The organism is Clostridium manihotivorum, from assembly GCF_004015185.1.
In the GTDB taxonomy this organism is placed as follows: Bacteria; Bacillota; Clostridia; order Clostridiales; family Clostridiaceae; genus Clostridium_AR; species Clostridium_AR manihotivorum.
In genome coordinates, this window is record NZ_CP025746.1 from 3,204,219 (window position 1) to 3,230,985 (window position 26,767).

30 protein-coding genes and 1 pseudogene are annotated in these 26,767 nt (G+C 31.6%); 28 read left to right on the forward strand and 3 right to left on the reverse strand.

All coding sequences use genetic code 11. The features are described from left to right. Window positions 1-6 precede the first annotated feature (6 nt). The 13 genes from C1I91_RS14535 to C1I91_RS14595 all read left to right on the forward strand — a co-directional run bounded on the left by C1I91_RS14535 (window position 7) and on the right by C1I91_RS14595 (window position 12,322). The gene (locus C1I91_RS14535) at window positions 7-615 is read left to right on the forward strand and encodes a hypothetical protein (protein ID WP_128213503.1); all 609 of its coding nucleotides are present in this window, start codon (window positions 7-9) and stop codon (window positions 613-615) included. A 28-nt stretch (window positions 616-643) separates the two neighbouring features. Further along, window positions 644-1,558 carry a hypothetical protein gene (locus C1I91_RS14540; RefSeq protein ID WP_128213504.1) on the forward strand — a complete coding sequence of 305 codons (915 nt, stop codon included), beginning with the start codon at window positions 644-646 and terminating at the stop codon, window positions 1,556-1,558. Window positions 1,559-1,597: 39 nt separating this feature from the next. Then, on the forward strand, window positions 1,598-2,401 hold the full coding sequence (locus tag C1I91_RS14545; RefSeq protein ID WP_128213505.1) for a hypothetical protein: 804 nt from the start codon (window positions 1,598-1,600) through the stop codon (window positions 2,399-2,401). 12 nt (window positions 2,402-2,413) lie between these two features. Beyond that, complete coding sequence (locus C1I91_RS14550) at window positions 2,414-3,574, forward strand: AAA family ATPase (RefSeq protein ID WP_128213506.1); 1,161 nt, start codon at window positions 2,414-2,416, stop codon at window positions 3,572-3,574. Between the two features lie 22 nt (window positions 3,575-3,596). Continuing rightward, window positions 3,597-6,581: a type I restriction endonuclease subunit R gene (locus C1I91_RS14555; RefSeq protein WP_238475786.1), complete on the forward strand. Its 2,985-nt coding sequence runs from the start codon at window positions 3,597-3,599 to the stop codon at window positions 6,579-6,581. Between the two features lie 11 nt (window positions 6,582-6,592). Next, entirely contained in the window at window positions 6,593-6,991 is a 399-nt protein-coding gene (locus C1I91_RS14560) for a transporter (RefSeq protein ID WP_128213507.1), read from the forward strand. A 191-nt stretch (window positions 6,992-7,182) separates the two neighbouring features. Beyond that, the gene (locus C1I91_RS14565) at window positions 7,183-7,623 is read left to right on the forward strand and encodes a MarR family winged helix-turn-helix transcriptional regulator (protein ID WP_128213508.1); all 441 of its coding nucleotides are present in this window, start codon (window positions 7,183-7,185) and stop codon (window positions 7,621-7,623) included. Window positions 7,624-7,640: 17 nt separating this feature from the next. Beyond that, window positions 7,641-8,456, forward strand: a complete 816-nt coding sequence (gene arsM / locus C1I91_RS14570; RefSeq protein WP_128213509.1) for an arsenite methyltransferase — start codon at window positions 7,641-7,643, stop codon at window positions 8,454-8,456. Between the two features lie 9 nt (window positions 8,457-8,465). Continuing rightward, a complete protein-coding gene (locus C1I91_RS14575) occupies window positions 8,466-8,960 on the forward strand; it encodes an arsinothricin resistance N-acetyltransferase ArsN1 family A (RefSeq protein ID WP_128213510.1) in 495 nt (164 codons plus the stop codon). A gap of 337 nt (window positions 8,961-9,297) precedes the next feature. After that, on the forward strand, window positions 9,298-9,621 hold the full coding sequence (locus C1I91_RS14580) for an ArsR/SmtB family transcription factor (RefSeq protein WP_128213511.1): 324 nt from the start codon (window positions 9,298-9,300) through the stop codon (window positions 9,619-9,621). A 22-nt stretch (window positions 9,622-9,643) separates the two neighbouring features. Beyond that, window positions 9,644-10,027 carry an arsenite efflux transporter metallochaperone ArsD gene (gene arsD, locus C1I91_RS14585; protein ID WP_128213512.1) on the forward strand — a complete coding sequence of 128 codons (384 nt, stop codon included), beginning with the start codon at window positions 9,644-9,646 and terminating at the stop codon, window positions 10,025-10,027. A gap of 66 nt (window positions 10,028-10,093) precedes the next feature. Beyond that, on the forward strand, window positions 10,094-11,839 hold the full coding sequence (gene arsA, locus C1I91_RS14590) for an arsenical pump-driving ATPase (RefSeq protein ID WP_128213513.1): 1,746 nt from the start codon (window positions 10,094-10,096) through the stop codon (window positions 11,837-11,839). A gap of 102 nt (window positions 11,840-11,941) precedes the next feature. Then, window positions 11,942-12,322, forward strand: a complete 381-nt coding sequence (locus C1I91_RS14595) for an ArsR/SmtB family transcription factor (RefSeq protein WP_128213514.1) — start codon at window positions 11,942-11,944, stop codon at window positions 12,320-12,322. 64 nt (window positions 12,323-12,386) lie between these two features. Here the strand turns inward: C1I91_RS14595 and C1I91_RS14600 are convergent, their stop codons facing one another. Continuing rightward, window positions 12,387-12,623, reverse strand: coding sequence for a hypothetical protein (locus C1I91_RS14600; protein ID WP_128213515.1), 237 nt, complete (start codon window positions 12,621-12,623; stop codon window positions 12,387-12,389). 283 nt (window positions 12,624-12,906) lie between these two features. Here C1I91_RS14600 and C1I91_RS14605 point away from each other — a divergent pair, with 283 nt between their 5' ends. The 12 genes from C1I91_RS14605 to C1I91_RS14660 all read left to right on the forward strand — a co-directional run bounded on the left by C1I91_RS14605 (window position 12,907) and on the right by C1I91_RS14660 (window position 20,979). Continuing rightward, on the forward strand, window positions 12,907-13,278 hold the full coding sequence (locus C1I91_RS14605; protein WP_128213516.1) for an ArsR/SmtB family transcription factor: 372 nt from the start codon (window positions 12,907-12,909) through the stop codon (window positions 13,276-13,278). 80 nt (window positions 13,279-13,358) lie between these two features. After that, window positions 13,359-13,790 (forward strand): arsenate reductase ArsC, encoded by a 432-nt coding sequence (locus C1I91_RS14610; RefSeq protein ID WP_128213517.1) that lies wholly within the window; start codon window positions 13,359-13,361, stop codon window positions 13,788-13,790. Window positions 13,791-13,881: 91 nt separating this feature from the next. Further along, window positions 13,882-14,952: an ACR3 family arsenite efflux transporter gene (gene arsB, locus C1I91_RS14615; RefSeq protein ID WP_128213518.1), complete on the forward strand. Its 1,071-nt coding sequence runs from the start codon at window positions 13,882-13,884 to the stop codon at window positions 14,950-14,952. Window positions 14,953-15,124: 172 nt separating this feature from the next. After that, a complete protein-coding gene (locus C1I91_RS14620; RefSeq protein ID WP_128213519.1) occupies window positions 15,125-15,466 on the forward strand; it encodes an ArsR/SmtB family transcription factor in 342 nt (113 codons plus the stop codon). Window positions 15,467-15,513: 47 nt separating this feature from the next. Further along, window positions 15,514-16,530: a permease gene (locus C1I91_RS14625; protein WP_128213520.1), complete on the forward strand. Its 1,017-nt coding sequence runs from the start codon at window positions 15,514-15,516 to the stop codon at window positions 16,528-16,530. Between the two features lie 104 nt (window positions 16,531-16,634). Then, window positions 16,635-16,862 carry a thioredoxin family protein gene (locus tag C1I91_RS14630; protein ID WP_128213521.1) on the forward strand — a complete coding sequence of 76 codons (228 nt, stop codon included), beginning with the start codon at window positions 16,635-16,637 and terminating at the stop codon, window positions 16,860-16,862. 119 nt (window positions 16,863-16,981) lie between these two features. Continuing rightward, window positions 16,982-18,118 carry an MFS transporter gene (locus C1I91_RS14635; RefSeq protein ID WP_238475787.1) on the forward strand — a complete coding sequence of 379 codons (1,137 nt, stop codon included), beginning with the start codon at window positions 16,982-16,984 and terminating at the stop codon, window positions 18,116-18,118. A 95-nt stretch (window positions 18,119-18,213) separates the two neighbouring features. Beyond that, entirely contained in the window at window positions 18,214-18,450 is a 237-nt protein-coding gene (locus C1I91_RS14640) for a thioredoxin family protein (protein ID WP_128213523.1), read from the forward strand. A gap of 152 nt (window positions 18,451-18,602) precedes the next feature. Then, window positions 18,603-18,899 (forward strand): ArsR/SmtB family transcription factor, encoded by a 297-nt coding sequence (locus C1I91_RS14645; RefSeq protein WP_128213524.1) that lies wholly within the window; start codon window positions 18,603-18,605, stop codon window positions 18,897-18,899. A 176-nt stretch (window positions 18,900-19,075) separates the two neighbouring features. Next, entirely contained in the window at window positions 19,076-19,549 is a 474-nt protein-coding gene (locus tag C1I91_RS14650; RefSeq protein ID WP_128213525.1) for a hypothetical protein, read from the forward strand. Next, window positions 19,546-20,208 carry a cytochrome c biogenesis CcdA family protein gene (locus C1I91_RS14655; RefSeq protein ID WP_128213526.1) on the forward strand — a complete coding sequence of 221 codons (663 nt, stop codon included), beginning with the start codon at window positions 19,546-19,548 and terminating at the stop codon, window positions 20,206-20,208. The genes C1I91_RS14650 and C1I91_RS14655 overlap by 4 nt, the downstream gene beginning before the upstream one ends. A gap of 240 nt (window positions 20,209-20,448) precedes the next feature. Further along, entirely contained in the window at window positions 20,449-20,979 is a 531-nt protein-coding gene (locus tag C1I91_RS14660; RefSeq protein ID WP_128213527.1) for a ferritin-like domain-containing protein, read from the forward strand. Between the two features lie 66 nt (window positions 20,980-21,045). Here C1I91_RS14660 and C1I91_RS14665 read toward each other — a convergent pair whose 3' ends face one another. Together C1I91_RS14665 and C1I91_RS14670 are read right to left on the reverse strand one after the other, a co-directional pair. Continuing rightward, window positions 21,046-22,098, reverse strand: a complete 1,053-nt coding sequence (locus tag C1I91_RS14665) for a DMT family transporter (RefSeq protein WP_128213528.1) — start codon at window positions 22,096-22,098, stop codon at window positions 21,046-21,048. 19 nt (window positions 22,099-22,117) lie between these two features. Beyond that, window positions 22,118-22,399 (reverse strand): metal-sensing transcriptional repressor, encoded by a 282-nt coding sequence (locus tag C1I91_RS14670; RefSeq protein WP_128213529.1) that lies wholly within the window; start codon window positions 22,397-22,399, stop codon window positions 22,118-22,120. Window positions 22,400-22,624: 225 nt separating this feature from the next. On the opposite strand from C1I91_RS14670, the pseudogene C1I91_RS14675 reads away from it, so the two are divergent. From C1I91_RS14675 to C1I91_RS14685, 3 genes and pseudogenes are all read left to right on the forward strand, one after another. Then, window positions 22,625-22,822, forward strand: a pseudogene (locus C1I91_RS14675) (prolipoprotein diacylglyceryl transferase family protein); the annotation flags it as partial. A gap of 390 nt (window positions 22,823-23,212) precedes the next feature. Next, window positions 23,213-24,193 carry a murein hydrolase activator EnvC family protein gene (locus tag C1I91_RS14680; protein WP_128213531.1) on the forward strand — a complete coding sequence of 327 codons (981 nt, stop codon included), beginning with the start codon at window positions 23,213-23,215 and terminating at the stop codon, window positions 24,191-24,193. A 136-nt stretch (window positions 24,194-24,329) separates the two neighbouring features. Next, window positions 24,330-26,711, forward strand: a complete 2,382-nt coding sequence (locus C1I91_RS14685) for a heavy metal translocating P-type ATPase (RefSeq protein ID WP_128213532.1) — start codon at window positions 24,330-24,332, stop codon at window positions 26,709-26,711. The last annotated feature ends 56 nt before the right edge of the window (window positions 26,712-26,767 follow it).

Sequence of the window (26,767 nt, forward strand, 5' to 3'; positions counted from 1 at the left end):
CAGTTAGTGATATTCGATAAGTTATATGGACGTCAAAGAGATATTATGCAGTTAATATATAATGTATCAACTGAAGAAGCTATTATAAATATAAATAAGTATATGGACAATAACAATTTAAAAGATAGAGATTTAGGAAGTGATTTAGATGGTTTGAAGGAAATGGGGTACCTAGAATTTTCATGGGGAATGAGATATAGCCTTTTTAATTTTCAAGTTACCCCTAAAGGAAGGAGCTATTTTGAGATGGAAAAAGATTTTGAAAAATTACAGAATAATAGGGTAAGTAATCAGTATAATGTTGGAACTATTAATGCAACTGGAAGCAATGTTACGTTTGGTGATGTTATAAGTTCAACACAGAGTATAGATAATTCAGTACAATCAATTGAGAAAAGAATAGATGAAATGGGTGCGGAAGATAAAGAAGCTCTAAAGGAGCTTCTTGAAGAAGCAAAAGAAATAGCTGAAAATATCAAGGAAACCAAATCAATACATACTAATAATGGATTTATAAAAAGATTAGGAAAGCATTTTGAAAAACACAATTGGTTTTATAGTTCTATACTTGAGCTATTTGGAAACACCGTTATAGGAACTTTACAGAATAAATAGATGTTAAATTAGGGGGCGGGTTGGTAAGGTGGTTTGCTTAAATAATATTCAAGAAGAGTTACTTAAAATTCTTTTAGATAACTTCCATGAAAATGGTACAACATCTGTAGCTAAATTTGATTATGAAATACTACCGTTACATATTAGATTAGATATCCATAATATTATGAACGAACTTCAAGAATTACATATTCTTGTTGGATTTGAAATAGAGACAAACTGGGATACTACGCCTTATACTAATGAGGTTATCGCTATTTTAACTCCCTATGCTAAAAAGTATTTTAGTGAAAAAGAAACTAATGAAAAAAAACAGAATTGGAAACTTGCAGGTGGAAAAGATATGTTTAGAACATTAACACCAAAGGTAAGAGCATTATTTGCTGAAATACTTGAAAATAGAGATATCCTCGATGAATATTTTAAAAATAAATTTGAAGATTTATCCTATGACGATGATGTTGTTCTGAGAGGAATGATAGAGGAACTAATAAATAAAGATTTAATATCAGTGCCATTGTGGGCTGAAAACCTGCCTTATAATGTATCCATAACTTACAATGGAACAATATATTTTGAACAAGAAGCGGAATTTGAAAAGCAAAAAGAAATAAATGCTGCTCAGATTTTTAACATAGATACATTTAATGCACATGGTAGTAATGTGACTTTCGGAAATGTTATAAATTCAACTCAAAGTATTGATAATTCAATAGAGCAGGTAAAGAAATTAATTGATGAGCATGGTGGAGATGACAAAAAAGAATTAAATGAGCTTTTGGAAGATGTTAAAGAAATCTGTGGAAATATAAATGAAACTAAAACAATTCATAAGAATAGTGGTCTCATGAAGCGTCTTAACAAGAATATAGAAAAGCATGGATGGTTTTATAGCTCAGTAATTCAATTATTAGGGAAATCTGTTTTTCAAGTTTTAGGTTAGTATTAGCAACGATAAACTAATGAAGACAGGGGTGAAGTGATGTTCAATATTTATTATATAAATTTAGAAAAAGCTTTCGAAATTTCAATGATGATTAACAATGTTCTTTTAAAATCAAAACAACAAGAAAATCAAAGTCAAAAACAAAATAATTTTGACACTAATGCAGAAGCGCAGGGTGAAGGTGGAAATAGTCTTTTTGCTAAAGCTATGGGAAAGCTAGGTTTAAAGTTCACCCATTCTTCAACAAATTCTAAAAAGATGATTGATACCATGGAAGTAAATATAACGAAATCTATAATTCTTGAGCAAATAAATGAAAAGGCAAAGAAGATTGGAAAGCTTTCTAATAATAAAATAGGGAGTTTAATAAAAATTGATGATGTTTCATTAAGCATTGATAATATGAATGAAATTATTGCAACTAAATCAATTATGAATGGAATGATTGAGGATATAAAGTATGAGGGAGTTAATGTAAATAGTTTTCTCCAGACCGTCTTGAAAGACTCTGCCTATATTTTTAGCGGAACTCATAAAGGAACTAAAATTTCGTTTAAGATACCTATGCAAATAGATAAGGAAATGGAAAGTCAATATAACATTACAGATTTAGAAATAGGGACAGTTACCATTCTTGGAATTTATAGAGGAAAACATAATAAAAAGGATATAGACAGTAAAATGAGCCAAATTATGATGCTAAATAACATGGCTTCAAACAACACAGAATCTAATATTGAAGATGGAGATATTGATAATAAAAATAATGAAGCTGAAAAAGATGAAATAGTGCATTATATTGATATTATTGCAATAATCCAAGATCTCAATATTGATTAGTAGGTGAAGTTAGTGGAAAAAGTAATAGTTTATGAATATGACAAGAGAAACTTTAAGGAAATAGAGAAATTAATAGAGGAGCAAGATAGCGTAATTGTAGACTGGGCAATCTTTAATAAAAAGGGCAATGAAGATAAAGTTGAGTTCTCAGCAGGTACAGAGGCTGTATATATAGATATTTCATCGCTGCTTTTTAACGAAGATAGGGCAGAAAATCTAATTGGATTAATTGTTCCATTTTTAAATATAACACTAGAAAATTATGAATGTGATATCTACATAATAGTTGATAAAAGATATAGCGAAATAATTAAGAATACATTATATTTGAGGATTTCCGAAATACAAAAACTAGAAATATTGCTTGGAATGCCTCATGAATCAATAAATAACGTAGTTGATATAGATGAAGCTATGTTTAATAGCATGATTCATCATTTAAATAGTAATTTATTTGGTAATGATAATTTTAAGAAACGTCTTAAAGAGGAATTAATAAAGTATAGGCTTTTTAATAAAATAGGAGAGCAACCAATATTTTCTGTATTCATCTGTGGTGAATCTGGAATTGGGAAAACTGAGATAGCCAGATTATTACATAACTATTTAACACCTACTGAAAAGATGATTAAGATAAACTTTGGTAATTACAGTGATGAAAATGCACTAAGCAGCTTAATAGGAAGTCCAAGAGGATATGTTGGCAGCAATAAAGGAGAGTTATCTGAAAAAATACTTAGAAGCAAATCTAAGATAATATTAATTGATGAGTTTGAAAAAGCAAGTAAGCCTGTATTTAATTTTTTCTTAGAGTTATTGGAAGATGGAAATTTTACGGATTCTTTAGGAAGAGAGTTCGATTTAAATAAATATTTAATTGTATTTACATCAAATATAAAAAAGCAAGATGTAAGCAAAACAATTTCTCCAGAACTTATGTCTCGCTTTAACTTTATGTGTCAGTTAAATCCACTTAGTCAAGAGGATAAACAAAATTATATAAGTTATAAGAAAAACCAGATGATAAAGAAGATTGAAGAAAAACTTAATATTAAATTAAATGAAACTCAAATGATTGATATTATGAACATAGATACGAGGACAATACAAAATTTGCGTGATATTAATACCAAAATAATGAACAATATTTCTAAGCAGATTGGGTTTAGATAGGGTTAAAGAGGGGGAGCTTAGGGTGATTAATTACAAAGAAAAAGATTTTGAGGATTTTGTAGAGGAATGTTTGATGGAGCAGGGATATATAAAGGGAAATACTTTTGATTATAACAGGGAACTCGCATTAGATACAAAAACATTATTTTCTTTTATAAAAGCCACACAGCCTAAGGAATGGCAACGCCATGAAAGTAACTATCCAGGAAATGCAGAGAGGGCTTTTCTTGATAGATTGACAAAAGATATAAATTCTAAAGATAAAGGTCTTATACATGTCTTAAGGCAAGGATTTATTGATAGAGGAGTTAAATTTAGATTAGTATACTTCAAGCCTGAAACAAGCTTGAATGAAGATTTGATAGATAAATACAGTAAAAATATTTTTCACGTAACAAGGCAGCTTCACTATTCTGTGCATAATGAAAATAGCATCGATGTTGTGCTCTTTATAAATGGTATTCCAGTTGTAACAATTGAGCTTAAAAATGCGATGACAGGTCAAAATGTGGATAATGCAATTCAGCAGTATAAGGCAGACAGGAACCCAAATGAGCCTGTTTTTGGTTTCAATAGACGTGCTCTTGTAAACTTTGCTGTTGATCCTTATCTTGTATTTATGACAACTGAGTTAAAAGGTGATAAGACATTCTTTCTACCATTTAACCAAGGCTCAGAAGGTGCAGGCAATATAGGAGGAAAGGGTAATCCAATTAACCAAGAAGGTTTTGATACAGAGTACCTTTTTAAGAATATATTAGCTCCTGACAGTTTGCTCGAAATTCTCCACAAATTTATACATAAAGAAGTGGATAAGGTAACCAGAAAGGTAAAAATAATTTTTCCAAGATATCACCAAATAGATGTTGTTAGAAAGCTTCTTAGTGACGTTTATGAAAATGGTGCAGGTAAAAATTATTTAATTCAGCACAGTGCAGGCAGTGGAAAGAGTAACTCCATAGCATGGCTTGCTCATAGACTCTCAGGACTACATAATGCGGAAAACAAAGCTGTATTTTCATCGGTTATAGTTATAACGGATAGAAAAATATTGGACAGCCAACTGCAGGAAACAATTTATCAGTTTGATCATGTGGCTGGAGTTGTAGAAAAGATTGATGAAAATTCAAAGCAGCTTCTAAGTGCAATAAATAGTGGAAAGAAAATCATTATAACTACATTGCAAAAGTTCCCTTTAATATATGGAGAAGTTAAGAAAGTGGAAGGACAAAACTTTGCTATTATAGTTGATGAAGCTCACTCTTCACAGACAGGCCAAGCAGCGACTAAATTGAAGGTAGCACTTGCTGATATTGGTGATGCTTTAGAGGAATATGCAAGAATAGAAGAAAGCTTTGAGGAAAATAAACTAGATCCACAAGATGAGATTGTAAAGGAATTAGTTTCACAAGGTGTACATCCTAATCTTTCTTTCTTTGCCTTCACAGCAACACCAAAGGCTAAGACATTACAGATGTTTGGCGAGAGAGGTAAGGATGGCAAGTATAGAGCTTTTCATATCTACTCTATGCGTCAGGCTATTGAGGAAAAATTTATTTTAGACGTTTTGGAAAACTATATGACTTATAATATGTATTTTAATATAGTAAAAAACATACCTGATGACCCAGAGCTTAATTCAGCACAAGGGCTTAAAGCTATAAGGAGATATCAATCGCTGCATCCACACAATTTAGCACAGAAGACAGCTATTATGATAGAGCAGTTTAGAGAAGTTACAAGGCATAAGCTTTCAGGAAGAGCAAAAGCTATGGTAGTAACAGCATCACGTCTACATGCAGTGAGATACTGCGAGGAATTTAAAAACTACATAAAATCAAAAGGGTACAATGACTTAGATGTATTAGTTGCTTTTTCTGGAGAAGTTGATGATAATGGAGTGCCTAAAACAGAAGAAAAGATGAATCAATATAAAGGTAATTATGTAAAAGAAAGTGAATTAAAGGAAGTATTTAAAACTGATGATTTTCATTTTCTAATTGTCGCTGAGAAATATCAAACTGGCTTTGATGAACCATTACTTCATACTATGTTCGTGGATAAGAAGCTTAGCGATGTAAAGGCAGTGCAGACACTTTCAAGGTTGAATCGTACTTGTGAGGGAAAAGAAGATACCTTTGTGTTAGACTTTGTAAATAGTGCTGAAGATATTCAAAAGGCATTTCAGCCCTTCTATGAAAGCACAGTTCTTGAAAAAGAAACTAATCCTAATATGCTTTATGATATAAAACATTTGCTGGATCAAAAACATGTATATACACAAGAAGAGGTAGAAAGCTTTGCTAAGGTATTCTTTAGTAAGCGTACTGTAAAAGATGATTTAGGAAAAGTATCAGGTTTATTAAAACCAGCCATGGATAGATATTTAGATCTAGAAGAGCTAGCTCAAAAGGAATTTAAATCTTCACTTTCATCATTTGTAAGACTATATGCTTTTATTACTCAGGTAGTGAGAATGTATGATAAAGAATTACATGAATTTTATACCTATGTAAAATTTCTTCTTAAAGTATTACCTAGCAAAAGAGAAGAAGATATTGATTTAGAAGGTAAAATCTCTATGGACTATTACAAGCTTCAAAAGAGCTATCAAGGACAAATAGAACTTGTTAAAGAAAGTGAAGGAACAGTTTATGGAGCAGAACACGCAGGAGGAGCAAAGCCGCAAAAGAAAGATACTCTAAGTGAAATAATCAAAAAAATCAATGAACGCTTTGGCACCCAATTCGCTGGAGTAGACAAGGTAATGGAGCAAATCATAGATGATTTTAAAAATGACAAAACAATTGTTAACTTTGCAAAAAATAATGGTATGGAAATATTCGGTCATATCTATAATGATTTGTTTAGCAAAATATTAGTTAATGGCTTTAAGAATAGCAACGAGTTTTATACTGAAATGCTAAAGGACAAAGAAAAGCTAGAATTCTTTAAAGCTACTATGCTGCCTATTATATATAATGCACTCAGAGGTGTTAATAGTTAGGGGATGATAAGTTGAATAAAAACTTTTTAATTGAACAATGCAGAAGATTGGATGTCATACATCAGAAAGAAAGCTATGAATTAACTCAGGAAGGATTAGATACTAAGTGGCTGCTGGTTCATAATAATGGACATAAGCAGTTAATTGATGAATTTGTTAACTTACTTGAGGAAACAGAGGAGACTGACAGAAAGGTCTTGAAAAAATGGTTGAAGAAAATAATAAGGCTATCCAATGAGGTTATAAGTGATCTAGATAAGAAATACAATAACTTTAAGAATGATGAAGATATGTCCAAGGAAGATGAAGAAGTTTATCATAGAAATGATGGTGTACTATGTATAGCTTATACTTTAATTAATATTATAGATAAAAAAAGATACATTGCAAAATTATACAGGCAAAAATAGTATATTTAAATAGAGATAAGGCAAAGTAGCCATGTTTTTGGATTGCTTCGCCTTATATTTTTGCTTAAAAAAGTATGTGTTCATATGATTCTTGTTTTCCTTGCTATAGTTCAGTAATGTCGAAATATTTATATATAAAACAGTTGCAATATGCAACAGTTTTGAATTACAATTAAATTAGAGGTGGTAAAATGGATAACAAAGAAAGTCACTATTTAAGAGAATTAATTAGAGTTCTTGTCAGGAACTTAGGAATACTAGAAGAAAGTGAAGCAACATGCTGTGGAACGACAGTTTCTCAATGCCATGCAATTGTTGAGATAGGAAGAACAAATGACATATCTCTTAATGAATTGGCTGAATTATTAGCATTAGATAAAAGTACCATGAGCAGAACTATTAATAAATTAGTAGATTCAGGCTTAGCAATTAGAGAATTACATCCTGAAGATAGACGGTATGTGTCAATTAAATTAACAGATGAAGGAGTTAGGATATTTAATAATATTGAAAGGAGTATGGAGAAGTATTATCAGAGTATATTTTCATCTATTCCTGACGGAAAGAGAGAACAGGTATTAGAGAGTTTGCAATTAATAATTAATGCTGCAAAGCAAAATAAATGTTGTTGATGAAAGGGGATTAAATCATGGATAAAAATATTAAAGGAAAAGTTAAATCTTACTATGGTGGCATTGCTAAGAAGGTAAGCAGCAATTCAAAGGTTTCCTGTGGATGTGGATCTGCTTGTTGTGGTAGCGTAAGTGATAACTCAAATATTTATACAAAAGAATACTTAGAGGGACTGCCAGAGGAGGCTGTGAATGCATCTTTAGGTTGTGCAAATCCAGTTGTTTTAGCAGCCTTTAAAAAAGGTGAAACTGTATTAGACCTAGGAAGCGGAGGAGGAATTGATGCTTTTATATCTTCTAAATATGTTGGAGGAGAAGGAAAAGTATATGGCCTCGATATGACAGATGAAATGCTGGAACTAGCAAATAAAAATAAAGAAAAAATGGGAGTAAGTAATGTAGAGTTTATAAAAGGCTACATTGAAGATATTCCGCTTGAGGATGAAACTATTGATGTTATAACTTCAAACTGTGTAATAAATCTATGTGAAGATAAAGAGGTTGCTTTAAGAGAGGCTTATAGGGTTTTAAAACAAGGTGGAAGGCTTGCTATAGCAGATATAGTGCAACTAAAGGAAGTTCCAGAAGATATAAGGCAAAGTGCTGAAATGTGGGTAGGCTGTATTGCAGGGGCATTGGATATTAAAATATATGAAAATATTCTTAAAAAGGTTGGGTTTATGGAAGTTGAGATTACACCAGTAAATTTATATACTAAGGAAATTATTGAGGACATAGCAAAACAAAAGAACTTAGGTGATGTATACAGTAAAATTGATGCTGATTTGCTTGATGGTGCGTATGCAGGTGCCCATGTTAAAGCATATAAGTAGGTGACACTTATGGATTATGTAGTAAGAGAAGCAAAACTTTTAGACATTCCATATATAACAAAAATATATAATCAAGGTATCGAGGATAGAATTGCTACTTTGGAAACTAGATTAAGAGACAATGCTGAAATGGAAGAGTGGCTAAATAGCAGGGGCGAAAGATACAAAGTTATAGTTATAGAGGATAGCCAAGGTATAGTTAGGGGATGGGCTTCCATAAATATATTTAATTCTAGATGTGCTTATAGTGGAGTGGGTGACCTTTCAATATATATAGAAAGAGACATGAGAGGAAAGGGCTTAGGAAAGATTTTGCTTGCAGATTTACTTGATATTGCCAAGAAGCAAGATTTTCATAAGTTAGTTTTAAGTACATTTGAGTTTAATAATGCAGGCAAAAGACTGTATAAAACATTGGGATTTAGAGAAGTTGGGACCTATGAAAATCAAGGCATTCTTGATGGCAAGTTTGTAAATATAACTATTATGGAAAAACTACTTTAAATTTAAATTTAGAAGAGTTGCTTTAGGTAAAACTTAGCGGCTCTTTTGTTTTATTTGAATAAATAAAGATTATAATTAGTGGTGCGAATATAGATAATATATCTATTAATGTATAGTGTTTAAAAAATAAAAATTTGATTTTTATTAATTAGATAATGCAGTAACAAGTATGTTTTTTGCGTATATAATAACACTATATAGAAGAAAATATATATAAATATTAACTATATGTTAAGTTTGAGGAGGTATATTGACAATACATAGATATCCATCTATTCTTTATATAGACGGATATCTATGTATGAGGTTTAAAGGACAATAATACAGGAGTGATTAAATGAGTCAAAGTTATGAGGAAAATTCAAAAATTATTAAAGCAATATCAGACCCTAATAGATTAAAAATAATTGATATTTTATCCTGTGGAGAGAAATGTGCTTGTGATATATTAGAACACTTTGACTTTACCCAACCAACACTTTCTCACCATATGAAAGTATTAATGGACTGCGGTCTAGTTAACTGCAGAAAAGAAGGTTTATGGAGCTATTATTCTCTTAATAGCTCTAATTGTAACAAGTTAATTATATTCCTTATGAATCTTGTAACAGATACAAATGAATGTATCTGTAAAGATAAATCAAAGTGTAATTGTAGATAATAATTATGAGGAGTGAACTATAATGAAAAAAATGATTATTTTTGATCCAGCTATGTGCTGTTCAACAGGAGTTTGTGGACCATCAGTGGATAAAGACTTATTAAGAATTTCTACAGTTTTAAACAACCTAAAGAGCAAAGGCATAGAAGTTGAAAGACACAATCTTACTAACAACCCTCAAATATTTGTTGATACTAAGGTTGTTAATTCAATGCTTTTAAAAGAAGGTATAGATGTGTTGCCAATTACCATTGTTGATGGTGAAGTAGTTAAAACCAAATCTTATCCAACAAATGAAGAATTATTGAAATTATTAGATTTACCAGAGGATTTTTTGAAAGTTACTATAAAAAAACCAGCTGCTGCTAAAGTTAAAAGCTGTGGATGTGGAGACGGATGCTGCTAAAATACAAAGAAGGCAGGAAGATTAATAATCTATAGTGGCAGTATAAGGAATGCAGGAGGGATATTAATGTTTAAGAACTTTGATATTTCAGATATAAACTTAACAAAATACCTATTTTTCACAGGAAAAGGCGGAGTAGGAAAGACCTCAACAGCCTGTGCAGTTGCGGTAAACTTAGCTGATGAAGGCAAAAAGATTATGCTAATAAGTACTGATCCTGCTTCAAATCTGCAAGATGTATTTAATATTGATTTGAACAATAAGGGTGTGGCTATAAAAGAAGTACCAAATTTAGTAGTTGCTAATTTTAATCCAGAGGAGGCTGCTGCAGAGTATAGGGAAAGTGTTGTGGGACCCTTTAGAGGTAAACTGCCAGATGTTGTTATTAAAAATATGGAGGAGCAGCTTTCTGGCTCCTGTACTGTTGAGATAGCTGCTTTTAATGAGTTTTCAACCTTCATCACTGATGAAAAAACAGCAGAAGAGTATGACCATATTATTTTTGATACAGCCCCAACAGGTCATACTCTTAGAATGCTTCAGCTTCCTTCTGCCTGGAGTAACTTTATTAGTGAAAGTACTCATGGAGCATCCTGCCTTGGACAGCTCTCAGGGCTAGAAGATAAAAAAGAAATTTATAAAAATGCAGTCAGCAATTTAGCTGATAAAGAAAAAACTACGCTCATATTAGTATCCAGGCCTGAGCAATCACCATTAAAGGAAGCTGAAAGAGCATCTAAAGAACTTCAGGATATAGGAGTAAATAATCAGGTTTTAGTTGTAAATGGAGTACTTAAAGAGCATGATGATAAGCTTTCTACTACTATTTATGATAAGCAGCAAAAGGCAATGGAGCAAATGACGGAAGGACTAAAAAATATTGAAACTTTTGAAATACCACTTAGACCCTACAATGTAACAGGTATTGAAAATGTTAGAGCATTTTTAAAAGATAGTAATATTAAATTTCATAGTGAAACTTTAAATACAGAAAGTATTCCTAAACTAAAAACTGTTATAGAGGACTTATATAACAGCAATAAGAAGGTAATCTTCACAATGGGTAAGGGTGGAGTTGGTAAAACAACTATAGCTGCAGCTATAGCACTAGGTTTGGCTAAAAAAGGGAAAAAAGTGCATTTAACGACTACTGATCCAGCAGCGCATTTAAAGTTTGTACTGGATGAAAGCTATGGTATAACTTTAAGTAACATTGATGAAAAGAAAGAGCTTGAAAAGTATAGGGAAGAAGTATTGAGTAAAGCAAGGGAAACAATGAGTGAGGATGATATTGCATACGTTGAAGAAGACTTAAGATCTCCTTGCACACAAGAAATTGCAGTATTTAGAGCTTTTGCTGAAATAGTAGAAAAATCAGAAAATGAAGTTGTAGTTATAGATACAGCCCCAACAGGGCATACTTTACTTTTATTAGATTCCACTCAAAGCTATAATAAGGAAATTGAACGTTCCTCAGGAGATGTACCAAGTTCGGTTAAAAAGCTTTTACCAAGGCTTAAAAACGAGGGTGAAACAGAGGTTATCATTGTAACTCTTGCAGAAACAACTCCTGTTTATGAAGCTATGAGACTTCAAAAGGACTTAGATAGAGCGGGTATTCACAGTAAATGGTGGGTTATTAATTCAAGCTTCTACGCAGCTAATACAACTAATGCCATACTAAAGGTAAAAGCGAGCAATGAAGTGCAGTGGATTAATAAGGTAAGTGAAATATCAAAGGGAAATTTAGCAATTATAGAATGGATGCCAGAAGAAGTTAAGGGTGAAAAACTTAATAATTTGATATATTAGAATAGAATTCCACTACACATAAAACTAAAATTGTAGTGGAATTTGTATTAGCAAAGAATACTGCCGATTATAACTGAATATAATCCTAGGGGGGGTGAGGTTTTGGAGTTAGTTCAAATTCTTAAAGCACTAGGGGATGAAAACAGAATAAGGATTTTAAATATACTTAATGATGCGGAGCTTTGTGTAGGAGAAATTGAGCATATATTAGGAATGAGCCAATCAAACGTATCAAGACATTTAACTAAATTATTTAATTTAAAGATTGTTATCTTTGGTAAGAAAGCACAATGGGTATTTTATAAATTAAATCAAAGTATTTTAGGTGAATATCCTTTTATTAAGAGTTTAATTGACACAGAACTAAGTAAAATAGAACAGTGTCAAAAAGATATGGAAAAATTAACATGCTATAAAGAAAGTGGCATGAGCTGCGAGCAGTTGAAAGAGTGTAAAGAATTATTAGAAAGTAAAAGACTTTAATGCAAGGGGGAGCATTAAAGTCTTTTTTAAACCAAAGCCCAATTAGATTATAAAGTTAGCAGTATTAACAAGTTGTCTTACAAGTGTTGCAGCAACTCAAATAGAATATAGCAATTATAAATAGTATACCATTGTCAATTCCATTAAAGCCCGCTAAATTGCCATCTCCGCCAAACTTTCCTCCATTAAATTGAAGAATTATTAGTATTAAGATAATAATACTTGGCAATGTTGGTTTTGTACCTCCAATTCCAAAATCATCAAAAAAGCCAACTTCATGATGATGGTGTTTTTTACTCATTTAAGTATACCTCCTTTTTTATAGCAGGAATTTATATATTTCTTATGTTCATAATAGTATCATATTCACATACACTCATATATGTGATAGTAGTTAATAGGATTGAATAAAAAATCTGATTTATTATTGATTATTAATGTTAAATTTATTTAACATATATAGTTGTGTAATTTGTTGACAATAATACATATATAGAATATCATATGATTATAAGCGAATATGATAATTTATCCGTGTATAAATTCATATTTAATATTAAATGATACAACAGGAGGTGAACATATTGGATTTAATACAAGTGATGAAGGCATTATCAGATGAAACACGTATGAGAATATTGAATTTACTTAAAGACGGTGATTTATGTGTGTGCGAACTAGAAGTTCTATTAGATATTAACCAGTCTAATGCTTCAAGGCACTTAAATAAATTAACTACCTCAAAGATAGTAGATTACTATAAGGTGGCTAAATACGTATATTATAAGTTAAATGAAGATACTATAAAAGAGTTCCCTTTCTTAAAAGAAATTATTGAGGAACATGCAATGAAGCTAAAGCAGTGCAGTATTGACTATGAAAGACTAAAGAAGTACAAAGACAGTAAGTTAAGTTGTGATGACTTAAAAGATGGTAAGGTTTGTTTTGATATTTAAATATAAATAAGAAAATAACGGAGCGTAAGGATTAATAATCCTTACGTGCAGTATAAGGAATACTAGGAGGATGATTATTTATGAAACCAAAAGTAGCATTTATATGTGTACACAATTCTTGTAGATCCCAAATGGCTGAGGCACTAGGAAAGATGTTTGCTTCAGAGGTATTTGAGTCCTATTCAGCAGGAACAGAATTAAGACCTCAGATAAATCAAGATGCAGTAAGAATAATAAAGGAACTTTATAATGTAGATATGAATGAAACACAAAAGTCTAAACTTCTTACTGATATTCCAGAGGTAGACATTGTTGTAAAGATGGGCTGTAATGTAGTTTGTCCATTCCTGCCTTCAAGACATATGGAAGATTGGGGCTTAGACGATCCATCAGGAAAGAGTGATGAAGAGTTTATAAAAACTGCAAAAATAATTGAAGAAAAAGTAAAGGACCTGGCAAAAAGAATTCAAAATAATGAAATTGATTTAACTGTAGAAAGAGATATTAGATAGGTAAAAGGTCTAAATGACCTTTTACGGGCAACTTACGTATGGAAATGAGTAGGTTAAGTTGCCCCATATAAATGTAGAAGGAGGATTAATTATGTCCGCAGAAAATAAAAATGAAGGCAAAGGTCTTGGAGTCTTTGAAAGATATCTTACTATATGGGTGGCACTTTGTATTGTAGTAGGTATACTTATTGGTCAATTTATACCTGCTATCCCACAAACGCTTAATAAATTTGAGTATTACAATGTTTCAATTCCTGTTGCAATACTAATATGGCTTATGATATACCCAATGATGCTTAAAATTGACTTCTCAAGTATTGTTAAGGCAACAAAAAAGCCAAAGGGGTTAGTCGTTACTTGTGTAACTAACTGGCTTATAAAGCCTTTTACAATGTATTTAATTGCAGCATTCTTTTTCAACATTGTATTTAAAGCATTTATTCCAGAAAGTTTAGCCAAGGATTATTTGGCAGGAGCAGTATTACTTGGAGCAGCACCATGTACAGCAATGGTGTTTGTATGGAGTTATTTAACAAAAGGGGATGCTGCTTACACTTTAGTTCAGGTAGCAGTAAATGACCTTATTATATTAATTGCCTTTACTCCAATAGTAGCATTTTTATTAGGTGTTAGTGATGTTCCGTTATCCTATGGCACTCTTATACTTTCAACAATCTTGTTTGTAGTTATACCTTTAGCATCAGGCTTTATAACTAGAAATGTAGTAGTGAAGAATAAAGGATTAGACTACTTTAATAATGTATTTTTAAAGAAATTTGATAATATTACAATTATGGGATTATTATTAACACTTGTTATCATATTCTCCTTCCAAGGTGATATTATACTTAATAATCCATTACACATTCTTCTTATAGCAATACCTTTAACAATACAAACCTTCTTTATATTCTTCTTAGCTTATGGCTGGGCTAGAGCGTGGAAACTTCCTCATGCCATTGCAGCACCAGCAGGTATGATAGGTGCAAGTAACTTCTTTGAATTATCAGTTGCAGTTGCTATAGCACTATTTGGGTTAAAGTCAGGTGCGGCTCTTGCTACAGTCGTTGGAGTGCTTGTAGAAGTTCCAGTTATGCTTACACTTGTTAAAATAGCAAATAACACAAAGAATTGGTTTCCAGGTGAAACAGCAAGAAAATAAAAGATAATAGTATGTATTTTTAAAAAGGTCGGTTAATACTGACCTTTTTATTTTATAAAGTTTTTTATTTATAGTTGACATTAATACATATTAGGCATATTATGAATATATACTCACATGCGTATATAGGACTTTACAAAACTTTACATATGAATAAGGAGAGTGAATTACATTGGATAAACTAACGGACTTTTTTAAAATGCTATCAGATGAAACTAGAGTAAGAATTTTAGTTCTTTTATATCATAAAAAACTTTGTGTATGCCAGATGTGCGGCATAATGGAAGAGACACAGCCTAAGATTTCAAAACATTTAGCAAAACTAAGAGATATGGGCTTTGTCAAAGATGAAAGAAAAGAACAGTTCATTTATTATTACCTAAACTTCAACAATAAACTATTTGAAGAAGTTTTGAAAAATATTATAGATAACATTGAAGATTACGAAACGATTAGAAATGATCTCAAAAGACTAGATGGTGCTGAAGAGTACCTTCCTACATGTAAAAGATAATTTGTTGTCAAGAAAGAATAATAACTAAATTAGGGGTGGGTGAAAAAATGAGCGTAATAGGTAATTTCTTTGGATTTCTTAATGATCAACTATTAAAAATGACTTGGCTTTCAGAATTAGTAAGATTATTAGTGGAGAAAGTATTTGGACTATCTATTAAAGAAAGACTAGGTGGCAGCATACACTTCTTTATTTACGATACTATAAAAATATTTATATTGTTATCTATATTAATATTTATGATTTCATATATTCAAAGTTATTTTCCACCAGAAAGAACGAGGAAAATACTTGGCGGAATAAAAGGTATCAAAGGTAATATATTAGGAGCATTACTTGGAACAATAACTCCATTTTGCAGTTGCTCAAGTATTCCAATATTCATAGGTTTTACATCAGCAGGCTTACCGCTTGGAATAACATTTTCCTTTTTAATATCTTCACCACTTGTTGATATAGCATCTTTACTAATTTTAGCATCCTTCTTTGGTGCAAAGATTGCTATAGCCTATGTTGTGGTAGGATTAATTCTTGCAGTTATAGGTGGAACTGTAATTGATAAATTAGGCTTAGAGAAATATGTAGAAGGTTATGTAAGAGAAATTGAAAATGTTGAAATAGAAGAAATGGAAATGACAAGAGAAGAAAGAATATCTTACGCTAAGGAACAGGTTAGGGATATTATAAAGAGAGTTTGGCTATATGTATTAATAGGCGTGGGTATTGGAGCAGCAATTCATAACTGGATACCTCAATCAGTAGTAGAAAATGTTGTTGGAAGCAACAATCCATTTGCAGTACTCTTAGCAACAGCAATAGGAATACCAATGTATGCAGATATATTTGGTACACTTCCAATTGCAGAAGCACTATTCGGTAAAGGGGTGGGTATTGGTACAGTATTATCCTTCATGATGGCTGTAACAGCACTTTCACTTCCATCAATAATAATGCTTAGCAAGGTAGTTAAGCGTAAATTACTTGCTATATTTGTTTCTATAGTATCTATAGGAATAATAATTATAGGTTATCTATTTAATGCATTTTCATATTTATTTATTTAATAAAAGGAGGTCAAAGTCCTAAATGGACTTTGACGAGCAATTAGCGAGCGGAAGCGAGTAATCTTTAATTGCTCAGTGCTTCCGACTAAAAGGAGGAATTTATAATGGTAATCAAAGTATTAGGAACAGGATGTGCTAAGTGCCATCAATTAGAAGAAAACGCAAGAAAGGCTGTAGCAGAATTAGGTATTGATGCTTCTATTGAGAAAGTAGAAAACATCAAAGACATAATGAAGTATGGAGTAATGAAAACACCAGCACTAGTAGTAGATGAAAAAGTTAAGGTTATGGGAAGAGTTCCAGCACCAGACGAAATCAAGAAATATCTATAATAACTAAAGAAGGCCTTCATAAGAGGCCTTTTTACATAAGATATATATTTTAGTATCTAAATATATTGATATAGGGGTTGAGTGTTAAAATGGATAATAAGCGTAGAAATATTATGATTATGACATTAAGTATAATGGCTTTCTTTGCAAACGGAGATAACTATGCAGTTGCTCCACTTTTAATAAACATAGCAAAAGATTTGAATATAGGGATAAGTAATGCGGCAGCATCCGTTACAGCCTATATGCTTACCTTTGGATTATTTACAATCATATTTGGACCGCTAGGAGACAGGTATGGAAAGACTACTATCATTAATATTGCAGCCTTTGGTACTGCTATATTTAGTATGCTTGGAGCATTTGCTTTTAACCTGCCTTCACTTATATTCTTTAGAGCAATGAATGGTGCTTTTGGAGCAGGTATATTCCCTGTAACTATGGCACTAGTTGGTGAAAGTTATGAAGCATCTAACAGGCAAAAGGCTATAGGAAAAGTTATGGGTATGATGTTTTTAGGTGGAGCATCAGCAACTGCTATCGGTGGAGCATTAGCATACTTTGGATCATGGAGACTTGTTTATTTTATTTACGGTTTAGCGGAACTTATACTTGCTATAGTTATGATTAAAATACTGCCAAAAAGTCCTGGGGTTATGGAGAAATTAGAGTTTACAAGAGTGTATAAAGAAGCCCTTTCAAATAAGAGTTTGGTAAGTGTGGTAGGAACAATTATGCTTGTTGGATTTAGCGTATTTGGAAGTTTCACTTACTCAGGTAAGTTAGTGGAGAGCAGAACAGGATACAATGTTTTCTATGTAGGACTTATATTAACCCTATTTGGAGTAGCAACAGTAGTAGGTGGTAGAATTGCTCCTAAATTAAGAGATAAATTAAAGAATAACTTCTTACTATTTGCAGGACTTTTAGGAAGCATATCGTTATTAACTATTTCTTACTCATTTAGTCCTATTTTAATTGGAATAGCATTGTTTGGCTTTGGTTTAGCCTTTGTAGCACTTCAATCTACATTGGTATCAACGGCTCAGGAGACAATGCCTAAATTAAGAGGAACAGCCATGTCGCTTGCTTCATTTAATATGTTTGTAGGGGGTGCAATCGGAACGAGCGTAAATGGAAGGATTATAAATATATCAAGTATAGGTACTATATTCTTAATTGCGGCAGCAGCAATGTTTTTAGTAGCATTTCTTGCTTCGACTATTGTTAGAAAAATAAATAGAGGGGTAAAATAGATAAGAATTTAATTATATCATTATGAATTTTTGTAACCTAAAGATTTATCTATAATAAGATGATAGTATAGAGCAATTTTATGGAGGTATAAATTTTGGTTATAAAAATACTAGGTGGTGGATGTGCTAATTGTAAAAAACTTGAGGAAAATACTAAGAAAGCATTAAAAGAACTAAGAATAGATGCAAAAGTAATTAAGGTTAAGGAATATAAAGATATAATGTCCTATGGAGTTATGAGAACTCCTGCACTTGTAATAAATGAAAGAGTTGTATCTTGTGGAAGAGTTTTAATTGTTAATGAAATCATAAACATCCTGAAAAATTATTAGTATAGGAAAAAGACTTATATGCATAGTTGTAAGTCTACTATGTATATAAGTCTTTTTATATGTAGATTGATTTAGCAAAATAATTGGCCTATACTGAAAATATAATAGAGTATATCCATTGTATATTGATGTTAGGTTAGGGGGAATTACCTTTGAATTTTGATGATTTAACAATAAATATAATAAAAGCACTAGGACATCCTGTAAGGTATAAGATAATAAAATTTCTTTATGAAAGCCCAAAATGTGTGTGCAAATTAAATGAAGAGTTTCAGTTCAGTCAGGCCAATCTATCACAGCATCTTCGGATATTAAAGGATGCAAGTGTTCTAAAAAGCGAAAAGGTTGGTGTTGAAACTCACTATAGTCTATACAGTGAAGAAATAAAAAATATAATAAATGCAGTAGAGAATTATGTTGGGATTGTAATTGAAAATGCAAAGAGATAGATAGTGAAGGATAGAGAATAAATTCTCAGTCCTTTTTCTTTTTCAGAAAATTAATAAAGCGAACTGATAATGACATATTATATGAATTCATAAGAATATAATTATAAAGTGATGATTTAGTATTTACTCTCTGTAAGTATTTAAATTGCTAGAAATATTATAAAGAGGTGAAAAGCTTGACTAAAAGAAGCATAACTATAGTGGCTGTTGTTTTTCTAGCAGTAATAATTATGTTTTCTGCTAAAGTAATTATTAGCAGGGGAAAGGATGTACCGAAGAATATAAAGGAATTAACTTTAGAAGAGCAGTACAGCAGAATTAGTAATTCTGTAAAGCCATCCATAATTATATTTTCTTATGATGCAGATTGCTGTGAAAATACAAAAAAGTTTTTTAATGAATACAACTCAAATGCTAAGAAACTTATGAAAGACTATGAGAATAAATTTGAGACTTTATTTATAAATACAGGAATCATAGAAAGTGATAAGGGAAACAAAGTATTAGAAAGAATAACAAAGGATAATGAAGTATCGAAACTACCATCCATTTTAGTAAGAGATTCTAAAGGCAAGAAGATTAAAGTGTTTGAAGGAACTTTTGATGATAAGGAAATTAGAAAAGTTTTGGATGGGGTGATGAAGCAATGAATTTGAGCGGAGACATAGGATTAATGGCAACCTTATTAATAGTATTTACTACTGGACTAGCAAGCGGAGTAAGCCCATGCACTTTGCCAACAATAGCCTTTGTAGTTGCATATGTAAGTGGAAAGCAAGATTATTCAAAGAGGAAAGGGTTTGTTCTTTCACTAGCATTTGTACTAGGAATAGCAGTAATGCTTTCAGTTTTAGGCATGTTTGCAGGGCTAATAGGTAATGTACTATTAAAGGCTCATATACTCAATTACTTAATAGGGATTATCCTAATACTTATGGGACTGTGGCAGTTAAAGGTTTTTGATTTTGGCAACAGCGTATCTAGACTTGACAATTATAAGCCTAAAAAGGGAAGTGGATTTGTAGGATCATTTTTATTAGGTATACCATTTGGCATATCCGCATCACCTTGCACTATGCCAATAACTGCAGCTGTATTAGCCTATTCAGCAACAAAAGGCAGTGTTTTACATGGAATGTTACTTATGTTTACATATGCAATAGGAAGAAGTATTCCTCTACTTATAGTAGGCACTTTTACAGGACTTTTAAATAATCTAAAATTTTTATCAAAGTATCAAAGTGTTATTGAAAAGATTAGCGGAGTTATACTTATTGCTGTTGCTTTATACTTTATGTGGGAGGCGTAATAGAGTTTTAAACGTAGGAATGGGAGATGTAAAAAAATGAATCAATAGTTACCAGGATAGCCAAGCATAGTCTACATGAGAAACGGGAGAAAATAGCTACTAGTGAAACATTACAAGGATACTGTTTTGTCAAAAATAATTACTAAATTATTGCTTAAGTTAACGACTATGATTTACTACGTGGAATACTTAAAATAAATAAAGAATAGAATATTATGTATTTATTTTAAGGAGGCAAATATGCCAGGTGATATTTCAAAGCATACAAAATACATTGTTAACCTACCTTATCCAGAACCAAGGATCGAAAGACCCAATGTACAGTATGCAAATATTCTTCTAAAGGATTACTCAGGAGATGTAAGTGAGTTTACAGCAATTAACTTATATGTATATCAGCATTTTGTAAGTGATGGTGAATATGAGGACTACGCAGAACTTATTGGCGGAGTATCTATGGCTGAAATGAAGCATCTAGAACTTTTAGGAGAGACTATTAAGCTATTGGGAATTAAGCCAATATATATTGATAATGCTTGTCCTCCTGGGAGACTTTGGACTCCTAGATATGTTAACTTTACTACGTTTATAACAGAAATGATAATGGAGGATATTCAGTCTGAGCAGAAGGCTATAGAAAACTACAGGTATCATATAACATTAATACAAGATAGATATATAAGAGAGCTACTGGAAAGAATAATTCTTGATGAAGAACTACATGTTAAATTATTTAAACAATTATATGAAAAATATAGTAACAGATATTAAAATTAGTAAAAGCACCTGTAAGTATTAAACGACTTGCAGGTGCTTTTATGAAACATATGAAATAATTTAGTGGACATGACAATGATGAATATCTGATTTATGTTTATGAGTATGTGTAAATTTTTCATGGGTATGGATATGAGTATGTTCTCCTATAACAGGTTCAGGATGAATATGGTTATGATGGTTATCATCATGACTATGGATATGCTCATGAATTAATAAAATATGGGTATGCTTATGGAAATGCTCTTCTGTTGAAGCAAAATATGCTCCTATAAGCATAACTGCTAAGGCAACAATAAATGATAATGTTGGTACTTCTTTAAAAATTATTAATGATAGTCCAACACCAATAAATGGTGCTATAGCATAATAGGCGCTGGTCTTTGCTGCTCCTAAGTATCTTTGAGCATGTATATATAAGAAAATACTTAATCCATAAGCGAAAAATCCTAATATAAGGGCTGCTATGATATAAGAAGTATTACTAATTTTCTCACCTAATAATAATGAAATTAGCAATGAACCAATTCCAGAACCAAACCCCTTAATAACAACGACTTGTAATGGATCTTTTACAGATAACTTTCTTGTGCAGTTATTCTCAAGTCCCCAGCAGATACATGCAAGCAGTACAAAAATTGAACCAAAAGAAAAAGAAAAACTGCTTGCATCTTCTACAGATAAGATAATACTTGATAAAGTAATTAAGAATATAGCACCCCAGAGTCTTTTGCTGATAGATTCCTTAAAAATTAGTAAAGCGATTAATGATGTTGCTACAATTTCAAAATTATTAAGTAATGACACGTTAGCAGGAGTTGTCATAGTAAGTCCTACCATTAATAAAATAGGGGCTGCAATATCTAATATAACCATGCCGATTGTATATGGCAGTTCTTGTTTAGTAAGTTTCCCTTCTGTTTTTTCTTTATACTTCTTCCCCTTCGCAAAGCTAACAAAGAACATTCCAATCCCTGCACCAAGATATAGAAATGAAGCCATGAGTGTAGGAGGAATTTCCTTTAGTAATAATTTAGATATAGGAGAACTAATCGCATACAATGCTGCTGCTAGAATAGCAAAGAAAATTGCCTTATATTGTTTAATTTCCACTATATACACCTCACAAATATTATTTCATACACTTTTCAATAGCATTATTTAGATCTTCCAATACTTTTTTATCTCCTGTTTCTGCTGCATTTACGACACAAGAATTAATATGGTCTTGTAAAACTATTTTTCCAATGTTATTAACAGCAGATTTAACTGCCGCAATTTGAATAAGAACCTCACTACAATCCCGACCATCTGCTACCATCTTTTTTACGGATTCCAAGTGTCCTATGGCTCTTGATAATCTATTAATAACTGCTTGAGTATTTTCGTGTTCATGAGTTTGTTGTTTGCACATTTATATATCTCCTTAATATCCCCTATAGGGGAATATATAAATTATAGCACTATTCTGTTGAAATTCCGAATTAAAATATCTGGGTATTTTCTACATATAACAGAAGAATACTTTAAATATGATTTCGATAATGATAATATTAAATTTGACTAATCAATTTATATATTAAGTCTTAAATAGGGGTGAGGATTATGAATCCAATAGCTTTTTCAATTTTTGGACTAGAAATTAGATGGTATGGTATGTTTTACATACATTGGTTTATATTCAATAGCTAGATTTTTTGTTGAGGGATTAAGAACAGACAGTTTAATGCTTGGTTCATTTAGAATTGCTCAATTAGTTAGCTTAGTAGGTGTGGTATTGTGGATTGCAGTATTAGTTTTTTACTATTTTAAAAATAAGATAGAACATATTATTTAATCTTTTTATGGCAATTTATAACCAATTTAGTTGAAAGTGTATGTCAGATTCTTTATTTGAGCATGTATTCTTAGACAATAATGGATTTTCATGTTATAATAAGTATTATTTGCTCGCTTTTCAATTATATTATCGAAAGATTAGCATAAAGTATCAAAGCATATTTTTTGAAATTGATGGGGGAATTTAGGTGGAAAAAACTATAAGCTTGCTTTTAGCTATAACGTTGAGTTTAGCAAGTATGCATATTGTAAAAGCTGATGAATTAACAGATGCTCAAAAAAACTAAATAATGTAAAAGAATCTATAAATGATAAAAAAGAAGAGCTTGAAGATATTAATCAAGAGAAAAAATCTGTTGAAAAAGCCCTGGGAGACTTGCTCCAGAAAATGAGAGGAACTTCCGATACTTTAACCGATTTAAATAGTAAAATTTCAGATTTAGATACTCAGGTTAAAAAGATTGAAAAGGAAATAGCTCAAAGTGAGACAAGCCTACAAGATCAAAATGAACTTCTTAAGAAGAGGGTAAGAGCTTTATACATAAATGGAAATGAAGGTTATTTAAATATACTCCTAAGTTCTCAAAGCCTTACTGATTTTTTAGGGCGAATTGATTCTGTTGTTAAGATTATGGAATATGATAAAAACCTTATAGCAAGTATAGAAACTCAAAAGAAGAGTCTAGAACTTCAAAAAAGTGATATAGAAAAGAAAAAGAAAGAAACTATTGCCCTTAAACAACAAGCAAGTGGTAAATTGAAGGAAATTCAAGATACAACTGATGAGAAAAAGACTATAATGGCTGAGCTTGTAAAGGACAAGACTGCTTATGAGAGAGCAATTAAGGAAGAGGAAGATCAGTCTAAGACAATTGCTTCAATGATTTATCAAATACAAAAGCGAAAAGAAGAAGCAAAGAAAAAACAAAATAGTAGCGGTTCAAATACTGTAGTTACAGGAAATTCATCTAGCATTGGAAAATTATATAATGTAACAGGTAAACCAACCTATATGACCTCACCTTATGGGTGGAGAGTACATCCAGTACTTGGGACAAAGAAGTTACATGCGGGTATGGATCTAGGAGTAGGTATTGGTACACCAATTTATGCTCTAGCTGATGGTGAAGTTATTTATTCAGGATGGATGTCTGGTTATGGTAATGTTATTATGATTGATCATGGCATTTTAACTAGTGTGTATGCTCATAATTCATCATTAGTAGGAAAAGCAGGTCAGAAGTTAAAAGGTGGACAACTCATATCTTATTCAGGAAATACTGGATTATCCAGCGGGCCGCACTTGCATTTTGAGGTTAGAAAAGAGAATGGAGAAACGATTGATCCAAAACCATACTACGTAAAATAGAAAAAAAGATCTACCCTAAGATTATTTTGATAAAAAGTAATCTTGGGGTAGACCTTTTTTAGAATATCTTTTATTATTTGTTGTAATATTGAGAATAAAATACGAGATACTAACTAAAGAAAGAGGTGGTATCTTAATGAAAGAAAAACAGAAAGAACTTATTCTTGAAGGCTTAAATTGTGCAAATTGTACTCAAAAAATAGAAGATAAAGTAAGAAAGATAGAGGGCATAAATAGTGCCGCGGTAAGCTTTGCAACAAAGACATTAACAGTTGAAGCCAATGATATAAATAAAATGGAAAACATTATTTCAGAAATACGGAACATCGTAAAAAAGTTGGAACCAGATGTTATAGTTAAAGAGAAATATTATACTAATTCTCCTAAAAAAACATTAGCACTACTTGGACTATCATGTGCAAATTGCAGCAGTAAGATTCAAGAGCAGGTAGGCAAAGTAAAAGGTATAAAGAATGTTCATGTTGATTTTTCAACTGGAAAGTTGATTATAGAAGTTGAAGATAAACATGATCTAGAGAGAATAACTAAAGAAGCTACAGCAATAGTTAAAAAAATAGAACCAGGGGTTAATGTTGTAGACATAGATAAGAAAGAAAATAGTCATATACACGAAGAAGAGCATGGACATTCACATAGCCATGGTGAAAGCCAAAATAAAAAAGAAATGATTAGGCTTATAATAGGGTCAGTATTTTTCGCAATTGCTATTGTTTTTAGGTTCACTAACAACATTGAACTTATTTTGTATTTAATAAGCTATATATTAGTTGGTGGAGAAGTTGTTTTAAGGGCGGTTAGGAATATAGGTAGGGGAGAAGTCTTCGATGAGAACTTCTTAATGACAATAGCAACTGTTGGTGCATTCTTTATAGGAGAATACCCAGAAGGAGTTGCGGTAATGCTTTTTTATCAAGTGGGAGAATTGTTTCAGGATGTGGCTGTTAATCGCTCTAGAAAGTCTATTTCAGCACTTATGGATATTAGACCAGATTATGCTAATTTAAAAGAAGGGGAAGAAATAAAAAAGGTTTCTCCAGAGCAAGTTAAAGTTGGAGATAAAATAGTCATAAAGCCAGGAGAAAAGGTTCCGCTTGATGGAAACATACTAGAAGGACAGTCTATGGTAGATACTTCAGCTTTAACAGGAGAATCAATACCTAGAACAGTACAAAGTGGAGATACTGTTCTAGGGGGATTTATAAATAAGAATGGACTTTTAACAGTAGAAGTTACGAAGGAATTTGGAGAATCTACAGTATCAAAAATACTGGATTTAGTCCAAAATGCAAGCAGTAAAAAAGCACCTACAGAAAATTTCATAACTAAGTTCGCCAAGGTATATACTCCTGTAGTTGTTGTAATAGCAGTACTACTAGCAGTAATACCACCACTATTTATAGCTGGTGCTGAATTTTCAGATTGGATATACAGAGCGTTAGTATTTTTAGTTATATCCTGTCCTTGTGCATTGGTTATTTCAATACCGCTTGGATTTTTTGGAGGAATAGGAGGAGCATCTAAAAATGGAGTGCTAGTAAAAGGCGGAAATTATCTAGAAGCATTAAATAATTTAGAAATAATTATTTTTGATAAGACAGGTACTCTAACTAAAGGTGTATTTAATGTAACGGAGATAAAAACTAACGAAAAATACAATAAAGGTGAATTACTTGAATATGCAGCCTTTGCAGAAAGCTTTTCTAATCATCCTATAGCAGTTTCAATACTTAAAGCTTATGGAAAAGAAGTTAATAAAGAAGAAATTGAAAGTTATGATGAAATATCAGGACATGGTATTAAAGTTAATGTAAAAGGCCGAGAAGTCTTAGCTGGAAATGTTAAATTAATGAATAAGGAAAATATAAGATTTGAAACACTTGACTTAGTAGGAACTGTGGTTCATATGGCTATTGATAAAGAATATGCTGGATATATAGTAATATCTGATGAAGTTAAAGATGATTCAAAAGAAGCTATAAAGAATCTTAAAGAGGTTGGAGTAAAAAAGACCGTTATGCTTACTGGAGATGCTAAGTCTGTTGGTGAGAAGGTTGCTAATCTTTTAGGATTAGACGAGGTACATGCAGAACTTTTACCTGACCAAAAGGTTGAAGAGCTAGAGAAACTAGATAAACAAAAATCACCTAAAGGAAAACTAGCTTTTGTTGGTGATGGAATAAATGATGCTCCGGTACTAGCAAGAGCTGATATAGGGATAGCAATGGGCGGACTCGGTTCAGATGCAGCAATAGAAGCAGCTGACGTTGTAATAATGACAGATGAGCCATCTAAGATTGTTAGTGCTGTAAAAATAGCAAAGAGAACTAGAAAGATAGTTTGGCAGAATATAACACTTGCTATTGGTGTTAAAATAATAGTTCTTATTTTAGGTGCTGGTGGAATAGCAACTATGTGGGAAGCTGTTTTTGCAGATGTGGGAGTTTCAATACTTGCAATTATAAATGCAATGAGAATTATGAGGGTTAAAGATATATAAAAGTCTATAATAAATTACTTGCCAGAGTGTATTAAACATATTTCAATGAAACATAG